Source organism: Gordonia sp. NPDC003376 (assembly GCF_053589235.1).
In genome coordinates this window covers 33650-48227 of sequence record NZ_JBSFRM010000034.1, presented here as the reverse complement: position 1 = coordinate 48227, position 14578 = coordinate 33650, and the positions used below count along the sequence as shown (strand labels likewise).

Genomic DNA, 14578 nt, shown 5'->3' with positions numbered 1-14578 from the left:
CGCCGCGGTCCTTGGCGGTATCGGATTTCATCAACGCGTCGGCGGCGTAGATCCCGGCGGGACCTGCACCGACGATGGCAACGCGCAACGGACGGCTCTGATCTGTCATAAGGTGTCGGTACCTCGGTTCTCGATGTCTCCGACGCCCGCGGTACACAGCGGTGCGTCGACGCTTATCCCTTCTACGGTAGGCGTTGTGCGCCCTGAGCCAAAATCCCGGTTTAGGGTCACCTTACTTCTGTGGCCGCCGCCGCGATCGGCCCGACTGCCTGCGAGGCCACCCACGGGATGGTCAGAACGGTGGGAACCGACATCGCCGAACCGACCTGTTGCTCGAGGTACACCACCCGCTTGCCGGTCACAAAAGGTTGCCGGTTCCAGGCCGCATCGGACTGCAGTCTGGCGTTGGATCCCTGCCAGTCGACGGCGACGACGATGTCGGCGGCGTCGAGCATGGACACGTTCTCCGGGGAGAGCGTTCCGTAGAAGCCGCTGGTGATGGTCGATGTCAGGGAGTCGGGGAAGGCGAACCCGTAGTCGGTCAGGGTCTGCCCGCGACCGTCGCCGGGTCCGTACACGGAGATGGAGCCGTCAGCCGACCGGGTCACCGCCACCGCCGTCTTGCCGGTGAACTCCGGGTGCTCGGTGCGGATCGATGCGAGCTGTGCCCGGACCTGCGCGATCTTGTCGGCGACCGCCTTCGGCTGCCCCACGGCCCGGCCGATCTCGGTGGCCTGCACATCCCACGGCACCTGCCAGTCCGGATAGTTCGCGGGGCGAACGATGGTCGGGACGGCGGCGATCAGCTTGTCGTACTGGGCGCGGTCGGGGGCCGCGCCGACGGCGGTGATCAACTGGGGGTCGGTCGCGAGCGCCTTGGGGATCATCGCACCGAACTCCGCGGAGACGTTCGGCAGGATCACCGGTTCGTGATCGCCGAGCAACTCGGCATTCCATGGCGTCACCCGCCGGCTGGGGTCGGCGAACGGGGCGATCGTGGTCGGCTGCACTCCCAGCGCGAGGAGGGTGTCGGCGTCACCCACACCCATTGCCGCCACCCGGGTGACCGGTTCGTCGATGGTGGTCGATCCGTATTCGTGCGCGATGGTGACCGGGATCGCCCCGGCCTCGGGCGTCGGCGCGGTGGCACCACCGGCGGTGTCCCCGGCGGGGGAGCTGCAGGCCCCGACGGTGAGGGTCGTGGCCAGCGCGATCGCGGCGAGCGTGCCGTTCCGGCGGGTGATGCCCCGTGGGCCGGTGCGGCGACGTCGGTGGTCTCGAATACAGAACATGAGCTGCCTCCCCGGTCATTTGGTGAGGCTCACCTTACGCACCGGATGGGTCGGATGGGTCGGATCGAGGGCGGCGACAAGGGCTGCGACATGCGTCGATAGACTGTTCGTCATGGCCAAAGGTGCGCGCAGGAGTTCGGCGCCGGAGCCCACCGACCCCCAACCCGACGACGCACCACCGCCTTCGTGGCGGAATGCCTGGCCGTTTCTGGTCGCACTGGTGGTCGTCGCCCTGGCGGCGCTCGGGATCGGGCTCTCGTATCTGTTCCGACCCGCAGAGGATCGGGCGAGTGACGCGGCGAAGGTGCAGTACGCGATCAACGATCGGTACACCGCCCGCAACAACGTCGACTACACCGCCTATCGCGAGGCGACCTGCGCAGCGGAACTGGCCTCGACGGAATTCCCGTCGGAACAGACCTTCACCACCGAGAACCAGGCGTCGTTGGAGGCCAACGGCCGGGTGATCATCCCCGAGATCACCGACGTCTCCGTCGACGGCGACCGGGCAACGGCGAAGGTACATTGGCAATTCGACAAGAAGTCCGACCAGACGCACACCGTCGACACGGTGGTCGTGCGCGAGGACGGCAACTGGAAGGTGTGCAAGGCATGACATATGCCGGAGATCTGACCCCGCAGCAGGCATGGGAGAAGCTGGAGAACGATCCCAAGGCCAAGCTGGTGGACTGTCGCACCCGACCGGAGTGGGCCTACGTCGGCGTCCCGGATCTCGAGATCCTGGGCAAGCAAACACTTTTCGTCGAGTGGGTGACATTCCCCGAGGGCCGTGCCAACGAGTCGTTCGTGGCCGACCTGCGTGATGCCGGGATCGCCGACGACGACGAGGTCATCTTCCTCTGCCGGTCCGGACACCGCTCGATCGGTGCGGCCGAGGCTGCGACGGCAGACGGAATCGCCAAGGCCTACAACGTCATCGATGGATTCGAAGGGCCGCTCGACGAGTTCGACCATCGTGGTGGCGCGGGCTGGCGGGCTCTCGACCTTCCGTGGAGGCAGTCGTGATCTACAAGCAGAGCCTGCCCGAGGGCGTGTCCGCGGACACCCTCGCCGTCCGCGGCGGTCTGACGCGGTCGGGGTTCTTCGAGACCTCCGAGGCGCTGTTCCTCAACAGTGGCTACGTCTACGACTCGGCGGAGGCCGCCGAGCGGGCCTTCACCGGCGAGGACGAGCGATTCGTCTACTCCCGCTACGGGAATCCGACGGTCGAGATGTTCCAGGAACGACTACGCCTGCTCGAGGGTGCCGAGGCATGCTTCGCCACCGCCAGCGGCATGTCGGCGGTGTTCGTGGCGCTCGGTGCCCTGCTCCAGGCCGGTGACCGGCTCGTCGCCGCGCGTAGCCTGTTCGGCTCGTGCTTCGTGGTGGCCAACGAGATCCTGCCGCGGTGGGGGGTGCACACCGACTTCGTCGACGGCGAGGACCTCTCCCAGTGGGAGCAGGCCCTCTCGACGCCGGCCGACGCGGTCTTCTTCGAGACCCCGTCCAACCCGATGCAGACCCTCGTCGACGTGGCCAAGGTATCCGAGCTGGCACACGCCGCAGGTGCGAAGGTGGTGTTGGACAACGTCTTCGCCACTCCGCTGCTGCAGCGGGGTCTGGACCTCGGGGCCGACGTGGTGGTCTACTCCGGCACCAAGCACATGGACGGCCAGGGCCGGGTCATGGGCGGTGCGGTGCTCGGCACCACCGAGTACATCGACGGCCCGGTGCAGACCCTGATGCGCCACACCGGCCCGGCACTGAGCCCGTTCAACGCGTGGACCCTGCTCAAGGGGCTCGAGACCATGCGCCTGCGAGTGGATGCGTCGGTGGCCTCGGCGCTGCGCATCGCGCAGTTCCTCGAGGACGACCCGCGGGTCCGCTGGGTCAAGTACCCGTTCCTGACGTCGCATCCGCAGTACGAGCTGGCGATCGAGCAGATGACCGGCGGCGGCACCGTGGTGACATTCGAGCTCAACGACCACGACGGCGTCGGCGGCAAGGCACGGGCCTTCGAGGTGCTCAACCGCCTGCGCGTGATCGACATCTCCAACAACCTCGGCGACTCGAAGTCGCTGGTCACCCATCCGGCCACCACCACGCACCGTGCGATGGGCCCGGAGGGGCGCGCGGCGATCGGTCTGAGCGACTCCGCACTTCGCCTGTCGGTGGGCCTGGAGGGGATCGACGATCTCCTGGCCGATCTCGATCAGGCCCTGGGCTGAACCGCCCGGACCCGATCGACACTCAGCTCTGACGCGGGGTCATCCCGGCGACCGGAAGGTCGTCGAGGGTGACCCCGAGTGCGTTGAGCACCGTCCGCAACTTCGCGGTGGTCTCGGCCAGTTCGGCCCGCGCATCGGAATCGATGACGATCCCGCCGCCCGCCCACATGCGCACCTCGGTCCCGGAGCCGTCGAGTTCGAGACAGCGGATGGTGACCATCCACTCGCCGTTCCCGTCGGCGTCGGCCCAACCGACCGCACCGGCATACAGGCCGCGCGGTTCCTCGTGTGTCCGGATGTACTGTGCCGCGACGTCGGCCGGCGTACCGCAGGTGGCCGGGGTGGGACTCAGGGTGAGAGCGAGATCGAGTGCGGTGCAGTCGGATTCGGCCAACACTGCGCGCACCGGGGTGGCCAGGTGCCACATCTCCCCGGTGGACAGCAGTTCCGGCTTGTCGCCGATCTCGAGGTCGGTGGCGAGCGGTGCCAGACACTGCCGCAGATGCTCGACGACGAAGGCGTGCTCCCGATGGTCCTTGGCCGAATCGGCCAAGGATTCCCTGGATCGCCGATCCTCGGCGGTATCTGCCGAACGCGGTGCCGACCCGGCGTAGGGCAGGCAGGTGACCTCCCGGCCGCGCTTGCGCAGCAACAACTCCGGGGTCGCACCGATCAGTCGGCCGGTTCCGGTGTCGACCGCGAACGCATTGTGCTCGTGGTTGCCGCCCGCGAATGCGGCCAGCAGATCGTCGACGTCGACGGGGATGTCGAGTCGGCCGGTGAGTGTCCGCGCCAGCACCACCTTGTCCAACCCGCCGTCGGCGATGGTGGCCACGGCGGCCTGGACCCGATCCAGATGTGTTGCCGGGTCGGGGATCTCGACGATCGAGGTGAACCGTCGTGCGGTGGGTTCGGTGCTCGGGAGCGGGGCGTCGGAGTGGAGCAGCGTGCGAGGGGTGATCAGGGCGGAGGGCTCCGACGGATCGAAGGCGAGTGCGCCGACCACCGAGTCGACCCGCCGCTCTCGGAGATCGGTGGCGGCGACCGCCGCATCCGGATAGCGGCGGAGGACGCCGGCGGCGCGGACCACGCCGTGCGGCCGGGACAGGACGAACACGTCGGGACTCACCTCTCCCAACCTACCGAGCCGCCGCCGGCGGGGTTTCGCTCACGGTGGGTGAAAATTGACACCCCGACGCCGCATCGACCACTCTGGTTGCAGGTCATGAGTGCCAGCGACAAGCCCCGGCTCGCTGGTCGGCAACCCTCCTCCGCGGTGGGGTGCTCCGGGTGACGACCTGGCCGTGTACCGACCGGGCACGGCAAGCGTGGATTCTCCGAGGAGTTCGATCGATGACTGCTGTCGTCAGCCAGACAACCATTCCCACCGTTCCCGCCGTCGCGGCGACCGATGCGGTCCGCGACATCGTGATCGCCCCGCTCGCCGCCGTCGTCGGTGCCGACCAGGGCGCCCCGCTCGCCGACGGTTCCGAGATCGGTTACGCCAAACTCGATTACGCGGCGAGTGCCCCGGCCCTGACTGCCGTCGCCGAGGCCGTGAGCACCGCCCTCGCCGGATACGCGAGCGTGCACCGCGGTGCCGGCCACCTGTCGCAGGTCACCACCGGCCGGTACGAACAGTGCCGGGAGACGGTGCGGCGCTTCGTCCGTGGCCGCACCGATGACACCGTCGTGTTCACCCGCAACACCACCGACGCGCTGAACCTCGCCGCGCACTGTGTCCGCGGCGACGTCGTCGTCCTCGACATCGAGCATCACGCCAATCTGCTGCCCTGGGTGTCGCGGGAGAGCGGGGCCACCCGGATCGTGACCGCGCGCAACACCATCGACGCGACCCTCGACGCGGTGGAATGCGAACTGGCCGCTGCCCCGGCCGCGCTGCTCGCGGTGACCGCCGCGTCCAACGTCACCGGCGAGGTGCTGCCGATCGGCCGACTCGCGGCGATCGCGCATCGTCAGGGCGCCCGGATCCTGGTGGATGCGGCGCAGCTGGTCGCCCATCGGCCCGTGTCGATGGTCAGCCACGGCATCGACTACCTGGTGTTCTCCGGGCACAAGCTCTATGCGCCCTTCGGTGCGGGGGTGCTGATCGGGCGCTCCGACCTGCTCGATGCCGCCGACCCCTACCTGGCCGGTGGCGGCGCCTCGGCGGCCGTCGCGGTGGTGGGGGAGCCCGACGCCAACTGTGCGTCGACCGCCTGGCACACCGGGGCGGCCCGCCACGAGGGCGGCTCGCCGAACGTCCTGGGGGCCGTCGCCATCGCCGCGGCCTGCGAGGCGATCACCGAGATCGGCTTCGAGACCATCGGACACCACGAGTACGTCCTGAGGGACAGGCTCGACTCCGGCCTCGAGGCCATCGACGGTGTCACGCCGCTGCGCATCTTCGACGATGCACCCGATCGCGTCGGGATCGCCGGATTCGACGTCGACGGTCACACGCCGCGTGCGGTGGCAGAGTATCTGAGCGATCACCATGGCATCGGGGTCCGGGACGGCAAGTTCTGTGCGCATCCGCTGCTCAACCGTCTCGGCCGGCCGGACGGCGCGGTCCGCGCCAGCTTCGGCCTCGGCACCGGTTCCGCCGACATCGACCGCCTCGTCGACGCGATCGGCCGCCTCACCGGCGCCGCCGCGTCCCGGGCCGACGCCGTACGGCGCACCGAGATCCACCACTCCCACCCGATCAGCACTCACCACACCAGCACCGGAGAAACGACGTCATGACCATCGAACTCGCCGACCACCGTCTGCTCAGCATCGGCCGCCCGCCGCTGAAGGTTGCGCTCGCCGGCGACGTCCCGGCCGATCAGCTGCCGATCGTCGTCCGCCGCCCCACCCTGCGGGACGCCCAGCGCGCACGTTCGCTGCTGCGTGCAGGCTCCCGCGACACCGCCAACTTCAGCGTCGCGTTGGAGGTGGAGGTGGCCATCGCGCCGCATCCGGCGTCGGCACGTGCGGCCGTGGCGCAGCTGCCCGACGAACTCGACGGTGGCACAGTGCGTTACGTGGGCACACCGAGCGGCCTGCTCACCCTGATCCGAGACATCTATGCCGCGGAGGTCGCCGACGCGGTCCTGCTCGTCCCGCTCGACGGGTCGGCCACCGAGAACCGCATCCGTGAGCTCGTCCTGCCCGAGGTGTCCACGGTGGTGCGCGCGGCCTGAGGCATCGACCCCCGCGGGGCGCGGATACGGACATCCCATGGACAAGCGCGGCAAGACCTCCGGTCTTGCCGCGCTTGTGTCGTCGGTTCTCCCAGGTGTTCCCGGTCAGGCCTCGCCGCGCTCCCACTGCTCGATCAGTGCGGTCTCGGCGTCGTCGGTGAGCACGCCGTAGAGCTTGAGCCGGGCCATGCCGCCGTCGGGGAACACATCCATCCTGGCCTCGGTCATCGGACGGTCGAGGTCGATGACGAACCGATGCCGGGTGTCGGGCTGCAGATCGGTGCGCGGCAACACCTCGAACCATTCGCCGGTCTCGCCGTCACGGCCGCGGACCATCGCCGAGCCGGGGGCGTTGCCCAGGAAGTAGCTGGTGTCGAGTTCCACCAGGCTGACGCGGCCCTGTCCGGCCAGGCGCACCTGCACCCAGTCGTTACCGTCGTCGCGGCGGCGCGAGGTCTCCCAGCCCTCACCCATGTGCCGGGCGCGGCCGGGCATCAGCAGGTTGTTGGGCGAGCTGTAGAACATGTTGGAACACGCGGTGATCAGGCCGCCGTTCTCCAGCGCGGCCAGATCGAAGTGCCCGTAGCGGAAGAACGCGGGATCGGGGACGCCGCGGCCGTGCACCCGGAATCGGGCGACCCCGCCGTCGGGATGCATGGTGAGCCGCACGTGGGTGAAACGGTTGGTGGCGTCGACCTTGAACGGGTTGCGGGTGTCGCCGTCCACCGGGCTCTTGTCGACGATGGTGGTCCACTCGGCGTCATCGAGGAGCTGCTGCACCGACGGCACACCCTCCACGGCGGTGGCCTCCACCGAGATGAGCGGCGGGTAGTTGCCCTTGAACCACGAGGTGTCGACAACGACGCCGTACACCACGCCGGGGGCGCCGAGGCGCACGATCGCCTGGTCGACGCCGTCGCTGCGTCGTCGGCGGGTCTCCCAGCCGTCGTAGACCTGGCCCTTGTGTCCGAACGTCGCAGGCCGGTATTCCGCCGGGCCGGTCTTGATCAGGTTCTGGGTCTCGGCGAACAGGTCGTCGTTGCACCACACCACTGCGCCACCGAGATCGCGAAGCGCCAGGTCAGGCATGGAAGTGAAGTGGGGGCGAGTACCTGAGTGGGGCGGCGGCGGCTGCGGGGTCACGAGTTCTGATCCTAGTGGGGTGTTGCCCTACGTCGAATCGGGGCGCATACTTGCTGGCGCCAACTAATTGCTTACCACAACTAGTTGCTCATTGCACGTAAATCGGACATTTCACTCCTGGACGGGATTCCGGCATGCTCGACCCCCAACTCATGGACCAGCTGTTCGACAGTCTGATCCGGTTCGTCCGTTTCCGCGAACGGGCTGTCCACACCACCTTCCGGACATCGGCGGGCGAGGTGGAGACCGCCGCCTTCAAGGCGCTGTTCCCGCTCTCCCACAACCCCATGCGGTCCCGGGAACTCGCCGCACAGCTCGCCGCCGACCCGTCGACGGTGAGCAGGCACGTCGCAGCACTCGTCGACCTCGGGCTGGTGCGCCGTGAGGCCGATCCCGCCGACGGTCGCGCCACCCTGCTGGTCATCACCGACGCCGGTCGGGACCGCGTCGAGGCCATGCGCTCGATCCGACGCGAGGCCATGAACCGTGCCATGGGTGATTGGACCGACGACGAGCTCGCCACCCTGGTGACGCTGCTCGCCCGCTTCGTCGACGCCGCCGAGACCTTCCTCGTGCCCGACTGCGGGCGACCCGATGGCCCCGGGACGTCCACCGACCACGCCTCGAAAGGATCACGATGACCGACAACCCCACACGGGCGGCCACACCCGCAGCCGCCGAGGACGAACACGCCGGTGCGGGGCTGACCCACCGGCAGATCCTCACCGTGATGGCCGGCCTGATGATCGGCATGTTCCTGGCCGCGCTGGACCAGACCATCGTCTCCACCGCCATCCGCACGATCGCCGACGACTTGCACGGCTACGACATGCAGGCCTGGGTCACCACTGCCTACCTCGTGACCTCGACCATCGTCACGCCGCTGTACGGCAAGCTCTCCGACATCTACGGACGCAAGCCGTTCTTCCTGCTCGCCATCTCGATCTTCGTCGTCGGCTCCCTGTTGTGTTCCATGGCGACCTCGATGTACATGCTGGCCGGGTTCCGCGCCCTGCAGGGCCTCGGTGCCGGTGGTCTGTTCACCCTGGCACTGACCACGATCGGTGACATCGTCCCGCCGCGTGAACGTGCCAAGTACCAGGGCTACTTCCTGGCCGTGTTCGGCACGTCCTCGGTGCTCGGCCCGGTGCTCGGTGGCTTCTTCGCCGGTCAGTCGTCGATCCTGTGGATCTCCGGCTGGCGCTGGGTGTTCCTGGTGAACGTCCCGATCGGCATCATCGCGCTGTTCGTGGTGTACGCGGTGCTCAACTACGACCAGAACAAGGGCACCGGAACCCGCACCGACTACTGGGGTGCCACCGCGCTCGCAGTGACTGTCGCACCGCTGCTGATCGTCGCCGAACAGGGCCGGATCTGGGGCTGGTGGTCGGGACGGGCCGTGCTCTGCTACGCGATCGGTGTGATCGGGCTTGCCGTGTTCATCTGGATCGAGAAGAAGATGGGCGACGACGCGCTGATCCCGCTGCGCGTGTTCGGCAACCGGGTGTTCGCCCAGGGCATCGTCATCTCGATGGTCGTCGGCGCGGTGATGTTCGGTGGGATCTCGATGTTGCCGCAGTACTTCCAGGTACTGCGCGGGTCGAGTCCGATGGTCGCCGGATTGCAGATGCTGCCCATGGTGGTCGGCCTGATGAGCGGGTCGATCGTGTCCGGTCAGCTGATCTCGCGGACCGGGCGCTACAAGATCTTCACCATCGTCGGATCGGTGCTGATCACCATCGCGACCTTCCTCCTGCACCTGATCACCACGTCCACACCGGTGTGGCTGGTGATGGTGTACGCCGCACTCCTCGGCTTCGGACTGGGCAACCTGATGCAGCCGATCACCCTGGCGATGCAGAACATCCTGCCGCCCAAGGACATGGGGTTGTCGACCGGCACCGCCACCTTCTTCCGGCAGATCGGGGCCACCCTCGGCGTCGCGGTGTTCTTCTCCCTGCTGTTCTCACTGACCGGACCCAACATCTCCGACCAGATGACCGCCGCCGCCCACCAACCGGGCTTCTCGGCGGGGGTCGTCGAGGCCGTCGGCTCCGACGATCCGCAGGTCAAGGCGTTCGGGCAGGCACTGGTCGAGGCCGCGCAGAATCCTGGTCAGGGCAGCGACACCGGAAGCGGCTCCGCCGACAGCGTGATGAGTGACACCTCGGTGATCGCGAAACTGCCCGACAGTCTTTCGCAGCCGATCATGACCGGGTTCGCCGACTCGATGGACACCGTGTTCCTGACCGTGTCGATCGTGTCGCTGCTCGCGATCCTCGGCACCGTCACCTGGAAGGAGCTGCCCCTGCGGCGGGGACGCCCGATCGGTGCGCCCGAGGGTACCCCGGTCGACTGATCGCCACGATCCGGTCCAGACGACGGATTCGGTCCAGACACCGCTGCCCACGACCTTCTCCGGTCGTGGGCAGCGGTGTCTGTCGCCGACGGGGCGCTCAGTGTGAGCCGAAACGCTCCACCGAGGCCTGTGCGACCTTCTCGGCCTCTTCGCGGCCGACCCAGCCACCGGGGGTGACCTCCTTGCCGGGCTCGAGGTCCTTGTAGTGCTCGAAGAAGTGCGCGATGGCCTTGAGCTCGTGCTCCGGGACGTCGCCGAGGTCCTGGATGTGATCCCAGCGGACGTCACCGGCCGGGACGCACAGCAGCTTGTCGTCGCCGCCGGCCTCGTCGGTCATCGTGTACATCGCGACGATGCGCGACTTGACGATGACGCCCGGGTAGACCGACTCGGGCAGCAGGACCAGCGCGTCCTGCGGGTCGCCGTCCTCGCCGAGGGTGTTGTCGATGTAGCCGTAGTCGGTGGGGTAGCCGAAGGCGGTGTAGAGGTACCGGTCCAGGTAGATCTTCCCGGTCTCGTGGTCGACCTCGTACTTGTTGCGGCTACCCTTCGGGATCTCGATGGTCACATCGAATTCCACGCTTCCTCCTTGATCGTGGCAATGGTCGGGCTCAACGATACTGTGGGAGGCGTTGCGTCGACGTTCGAGACCCGGAGGATGTGTGGGCACACAACGCGGACCCGCTCCCGCGAATCGGCCGCGGCGGCGAGGTCGTCGGATCGTGTGGTCTCTGCTCACGGTGATCCTGGTCGCGGTGATCGCCATCGGATCGGTGGTCACCTACCGCGAAGTGACCAAGCCCGAACCGTTGCCGCCGGGTACCCCGGACCGCCCCGCCGCGATCACCGTGAATCCGCAGATCGCGGCCGTGTCGGCCGCAGCTCCGCAACCCACCGCCGCCGGGGTGGGCCGCGCCATCGCCGCATCCCTGAAGAGCCCGGCGCTGGGCACCCTGACCGGCCAGATCAGCGATTCGCTGACCGGAACCGTGCTGTGGTCACAGGGTGCCGACCGTCCGCGCACACCCGCGTCCAACGCCAAGATCCTCACCGCGTCGGCGGTGCTCCTCGCCCTGCCGCACGACAAGCGGATCAGCACCACCGTGGTGGTCGGTACCGGCGGCCGGGTGATCATCAAGGGCGCCGGCGACCCGACGTTGTCGGCGCAACCCACCGGTGCCGAGACCTTCTACACCGAGCCCTCGCGCATCGCCGACCTCGCCGACCAGATCCGGCGGTCCGGCGTCGAGGTGTCGTCGGTGGCGGTGGACCTGGGCGCGTTCAGCGGACCCACCATGGACTCCACCTGGGATCGCCGGGACATCGCCGGCGGTGACATCGCCCCGATCGAGTCGCTGATGGTGGACGGTGCACGGACCAAGCCGCTCGACGAGTACTCGCCGCGCGTCGTCGATCCCGGGATCGCCGCCGGTCAGGCCCTCGCCGAGGCGCTCGGGGTGTCCACCGACGTCACCGAGGCCACCGCCCCGGCCGGCGCCCGCACCATCGCGACGGTCACCTCCGCGCCGCTGGTGACCCGCGTCAACGACATGATGCGCTTCTCCGACAACGTGCTCGCCGAGACGCTCTCGATCGAGTTGTCGGTGGCGCGCGGGGGTCCCGCCACCCTCGCCGGCGGCGCCGACGCGGTGGTGAAGACCTTGGCGGACAACGGTATCCGCACCACCGGCGTCACCCTCACCGATTCGTCGGGGCTGTCCTACGGCAACCTCGTCCCGGCCTCGGTGCTCGACGAGTTGATGGCCGCGGCGAGTGGGCCGACCGAACCGGCCACGTCGCCGGGCAGTACGTCCACCGCGGCCGGGGCGCCGTCGGTCGACATCGACGACAAACTACGGCCGATGCTCGACGGACTACCCATCGCCGCCGGCACCGGTACGCTCGCCGACCGCTTCGACGCCGACACCAACCCCGGCGCGGGGTGGGTGCGCGCCAAGACCGGAACACTGACCGGGGTCAGTTCGTTGACCGGGATAGTCCAGACCGTCGACGGGCGTGTGTTGTCCTTCGCGTTGATGTCGGGTGGAACCTCGCCCACCGATGCGCGTCCGGCACTCGATGCGATCCCGGGTGATTTGAGAGAGTGCGGATGCCGATGAGCACAGACAGCACGTCCACCGAGGTTTCCCCCTCCGGTTCGGCCCGGTCCGGCCCAGGTCTGTCCGGTTCGGTCCGGGCCCTGCACCCGGACCTGGTGGGGGCCAAGATCGACTGGGGTCTCGCCGCGGGGGTCGGCAAACGCCTCTCGCGGCCCGGCCCCAGGATGACCGCCTACACTCGCGATGCGGCGCGGTCCGAGCTCGCCGACGCCGCGGTCCGCGCCGAGGGTCCGGTCCGTGAGGTCACCGGTCTGGCCGACGGTCTCGCCGTCCCCGCCGCGCGAGTCCTCGAACGCGACGAGTGGATCGATGCGGCGGCGTTGTCGATGCGGTCGATGCTGTCCGGCGCGATCGACGGCCCCGACCCCTCCCCGGGTCTCTCCGGCCGGATCGGCGGACTGCAGGCCTCGGGGCTGCTGGCCTTCCTCTCCTCGGCGATCCTCGGCCAGTACGACCCGTTCTCGGCCGGGCCCGAGGGGTCCGACGATCCCGGCGTCCTGATGTTGGTGCTGCCCAACATCGTCGGCGTCGAACGCGCCCTGAAGGTGGTGCCGTCGGACTTCCGGCTGTGGGTGTGTCTCCACGAGGTGACCCATCGCGTGCAGTTCTCGGCAAATCCGTGGCTGCGTGACTACATGCTGGACAACATCGCGATCCTCACCTCGGAGACCGGGGAGTCGGTGGGGGAGTTGGCCACCCGGGTCACCGATATGCTCCGCGGCGACCGGCCCCGCGAGAAGGGTGTGATCGGCGCGATGCAGTTGCTGCAGAGCCCCGAGCAGTATGACGCCCTCAACCGGATGCTGATGCTCGGCACCCTGCTGGAAGGCCACGCCGACCACGTGATGGACGCCGTGGGGCCGGCGCAGGTGCCCACGGTGGCCGCCATCCGTGCGGCCTTCGACAAGCGGCGCACCGGACCGCGAAATCCGGTGCAGCGCATCATCCGCGCCCTGATCGGCATGGATGCAAAACTGGCGCAGTACATCCGGGGCAAGGCGTTCGTCGACGAGGTGGTGTCGACAGTCGGGATGGACCGCTTCAACACCATCTGGACCTCCGCCGAGACCATGCCCTTGCCCGACGAGATCGACGAACCGGCGAGATGGATCGCGCGGGTGTTGTGACCCGGGCGGTCGTGGCATTCGCGACCGACCATCTGCGCACCGACGACGTCTGTGTCGGGCTGTCCGGCGGGCCGGACTCGTTGGCGCTCACCGCGGCTGCGGTGCACGCCGGGCTGTCGGTGCGGGCGCTCGTCGTCGATCATCGGCTGCAGCACGGATCGGCGCACGTCGCCGACGCCGCGGCACGGGCAGCCCGTGCCGTCGGGGCACGCGCCGAGGTCCTCGAGGTGTCGGTGGGCCACGACGGTGGGATGGAGGCCGCAGCCCGGGAGGCGCGATACACCGCACTCGAGAAGGCGCGGAACGGGCTGCCGGTATTGTTGGCGCACACCATGGATGATCAGGCGGAGACGGTCCTGCTCGGCCTGGCCCGGGGTTCCGGGGCGCGCTCGATCGCCGGGATGCGGCCGTGGTCGGAGCCGTGGGGTAGGCCCCTGCTGGGATTGCGCCGCGCCGACACGGTCGGCGCCTGCACCGACTGGGGCCTGGCGCCACACGCCGACCCGCACAACCGCGACCCGCGTTTCACCCGGGTCCGGATTCGCGCGGAGGTACTCCCGCTGCTCGAGGACGTACTGCACGGTGGTGCGGTGGCGGCGTTGGCGCGCACGGCATCCGCGCTGCGAGCCGACAACGACGCCCTCGACGCCCTCGCCGAGAAGGCTTACCGCGACGCGCGATCCGGTGGCGATTCGATGGATCTGGTGGTCGGCGACCTCGTCGTCCTCCCGGATGCCTTACGCACCAGGGTGATCCGTCGATGGTTGCACGACGTCGGGGCCACCGGGCCCACGAGTAGGGTGATCGGTGCCGTCGACGCCCTGATCGCCGGTCACACCCGTGGGCACGTCGCGATCGGCGGGACCCCGCAGTATCGTCGCGTGGTGCAACAGGCCGGCGACCGTGTGACGATCACCGACCTGCCTCGCTGAGCACCACTGTTGTCTTGCGTCGGGACGTGACCGCCCCGAGGTGGTTGCGATTCGGGGTCGGCCGGTGGAGGTGTCGACACGCCTCGTCGCTGCGCTCCTCGTCGGCTCAACCATCAACTGGGCGTTGGTGGTTGAGTCACAACTGGGCCATCCTGTGGTGGTTGAGCCACAACCGGGACATCCTGTGGT

At 68.7% G+C, this 14578-nt stretch carries 14 protein-coding genes and 1 riboswitch; of the genes, 10 read left to right on the top strand and 4 right to left on the bottom strand.

Annotation, left to right across the window (positions count from 1 at the left end; genetic code table 11):
- Positions 1 to 227: 227 nt before the first annotated feature.
- Positions 228 to 1292, bottom strand: a complete 1065-nt coding sequence (locus tag ACWDUA_RS23030; RefSeq protein ID WP_449753341.1) for an ABC transporter substrate-binding protein — start codon at positions 1290 to 1292, stop codon at positions 228 to 230.
- Positions 1293 to 1404: 112 nt separating this feature from the next.
- Here ACWDUA_RS23030 and ACWDUA_RS23025 point away from each other — a divergent pair, with 112 nt between their 5' ends.
- Genes ACWDUA_RS23025 through ACWDUA_RS23015 form a run of 3 tightly spaced genes read left to right on the top strand, consistent with a single transcriptional unit; the run spans position 1405 to position 3520 of the window.
- Positions 1405 to 1908, top strand: a complete 504-nt coding sequence (locus ACWDUA_RS23025; RefSeq protein ID WP_449753340.1) for an Rv0361 family membrane protein — start codon at positions 1405 to 1407, stop codon at positions 1906 to 1908.
- Positions 1905 to 2318: a rhodanese-like domain-containing protein gene (locus ACWDUA_RS23020; RefSeq protein ID WP_449753339.1), complete on the top strand. Its 414-nt coding sequence runs from the start codon at positions 1905 to 1907 to the stop codon at positions 2316 to 2318. The genes ACWDUA_RS23025 and ACWDUA_RS23020 overlap by 4 nt, the downstream gene beginning before the upstream one ends.
- A complete protein-coding gene (locus tag ACWDUA_RS23015) occupies positions 2315 to 3520 on the top strand; it encodes an O-succinylhomoserine sulfhydrylase (RefSeq protein WP_449753338.1) in 1206 nt (401 codons plus the stop codon). Before ACWDUA_RS23020 ends, ACWDUA_RS23015 begins: the two co-directional genes overlap by 4 nt.
- A gap of 22 nt (positions 3521 to 3542) precedes the next feature.
- Here the strand turns inward: ACWDUA_RS23015 and ACWDUA_RS23010 are convergent, their stop codons facing one another.
- Positions 3543 to 4649: an isochorismate synthase gene (locus ACWDUA_RS23010; protein WP_449753337.1), complete on the bottom strand. Its 1107-nt coding sequence runs from the start codon at positions 4647 to 4649 to the stop codon at positions 3543 to 3545.
- Positions 4650 to 4741: 92 nt separating this feature from the next.
- Positions 4742 to 4855, top strand: a riboswitch (SAM riboswitch).
- A gap of 18 nt (positions 4856 to 4873) precedes the next feature.
- On the opposite strand from ACWDUA_RS23010, the gene ACWDUA_RS23005 reads away from it, so the two are divergent.
- Together ACWDUA_RS23005 and ACWDUA_RS23000 are read left to right on the top strand one after the other, a co-directional pair.
- Positions 4874 to 6268: an aminotransferase class V-fold PLP-dependent enzyme gene (locus ACWDUA_RS23005; protein ID WP_449753336.1), complete on the top strand. Its 1395-nt coding sequence runs from the start codon at positions 4874 to 4876 to the stop codon at positions 6266 to 6268.
- Positions 6265 to 6708, top strand: a complete 444-nt coding sequence (locus tag ACWDUA_RS23000) for a hypothetical protein (protein ID WP_449753335.1) — start codon at positions 6265 to 6267, stop codon at positions 6706 to 6708. Before ACWDUA_RS23005 ends, ACWDUA_RS23000 begins: the two co-directional genes overlap by 4 nt.
- Positions 6709 to 6813: 105 nt before the next feature.
- On the opposite strand, the gene alc is transcribed toward ACWDUA_RS23000, so the two are convergent.
- Positions 6814 to 7797 (bottom strand): allantoicase, encoded by a 984-nt coding sequence (alc, locus tag ACWDUA_RS22995; RefSeq protein WP_449753334.1) that lies wholly within the window; start codon positions 7795 to 7797, stop codon positions 6814 to 6816.
- Between the two features lie 188 nt (positions 7798 to 7985).
- On the opposite strand from alc, the gene ACWDUA_RS22990 reads away from it, so the two are divergent.
- Positions 7986 to 8492, top strand: coding sequence for a MarR family winged helix-turn-helix transcriptional regulator (locus ACWDUA_RS22990; protein WP_449753333.1), 507 nt, complete (start codon positions 7986 to 7988; stop codon positions 8490 to 8492).
- Positions 8489 to 10210 carry an MDR family MFS transporter gene (locus ACWDUA_RS22985; protein ID WP_449753332.1) on the top strand — a complete coding sequence of 574 codons (1722 nt, stop codon included), beginning with the start codon at positions 8489 to 8491 and terminating at the stop codon, positions 10208 to 10210. The genes ACWDUA_RS22990 and ACWDUA_RS22985 overlap by 4 nt, the downstream gene beginning before the upstream one ends.
- Positions 10211 to 10307: 97 nt before the next feature.
- On the opposite strand, the gene ACWDUA_RS22980 is transcribed toward ACWDUA_RS22985, so the two are convergent.
- Positions 10308 to 10790 (bottom strand): inorganic diphosphatase, encoded by a 483-nt coding sequence (locus ACWDUA_RS22980; protein WP_053776078.1) that lies wholly within the window; start codon positions 10788 to 10790, stop codon positions 10308 to 10310.
- Between the two features lie 82 nt (positions 10791 to 10872).
- Between ACWDUA_RS22980 and ACWDUA_RS22975 the strand changes: the two genes are divergently transcribed.
- From ACWDUA_RS22975 to tilS, 3 genes are read left to right on the top strand one after another with little or no spacing between them, the layout of a single operon-like run.
- Positions 10873 to 12330, top strand: a complete 1458-nt coding sequence (locus ACWDUA_RS22975) for a D-alanyl-D-alanine carboxypeptidase/D-alanyl-D-alanine-endopeptidase (protein ID WP_449753331.1) — start codon at positions 10873 to 10875, stop codon at positions 12328 to 12330.
- Entirely contained in the window at positions 12327 to 13457 is a 1131-nt protein-coding gene (locus ACWDUA_RS22970) for a zinc-dependent metalloprotease (protein WP_449753330.1), read from the top strand. Before ACWDUA_RS22975 ends, ACWDUA_RS22970 begins: the two co-directional genes overlap by 4 nt.
- Positions 13436 to 14389 carry a tRNA lysidine(34) synthetase TilS gene (tilS, locus tag ACWDUA_RS22965; protein ID WP_449753329.1) on the top strand — a complete coding sequence of 318 codons (954 nt, stop codon included), beginning with the start codon at positions 13436 to 13438 and terminating at the stop codon, positions 14387 to 14389. The genes ACWDUA_RS22970 and tilS overlap by 22 nt, the downstream gene beginning before the upstream one ends.
- Positions 14390 to 14578: the final 189 nt, after the last annotated feature.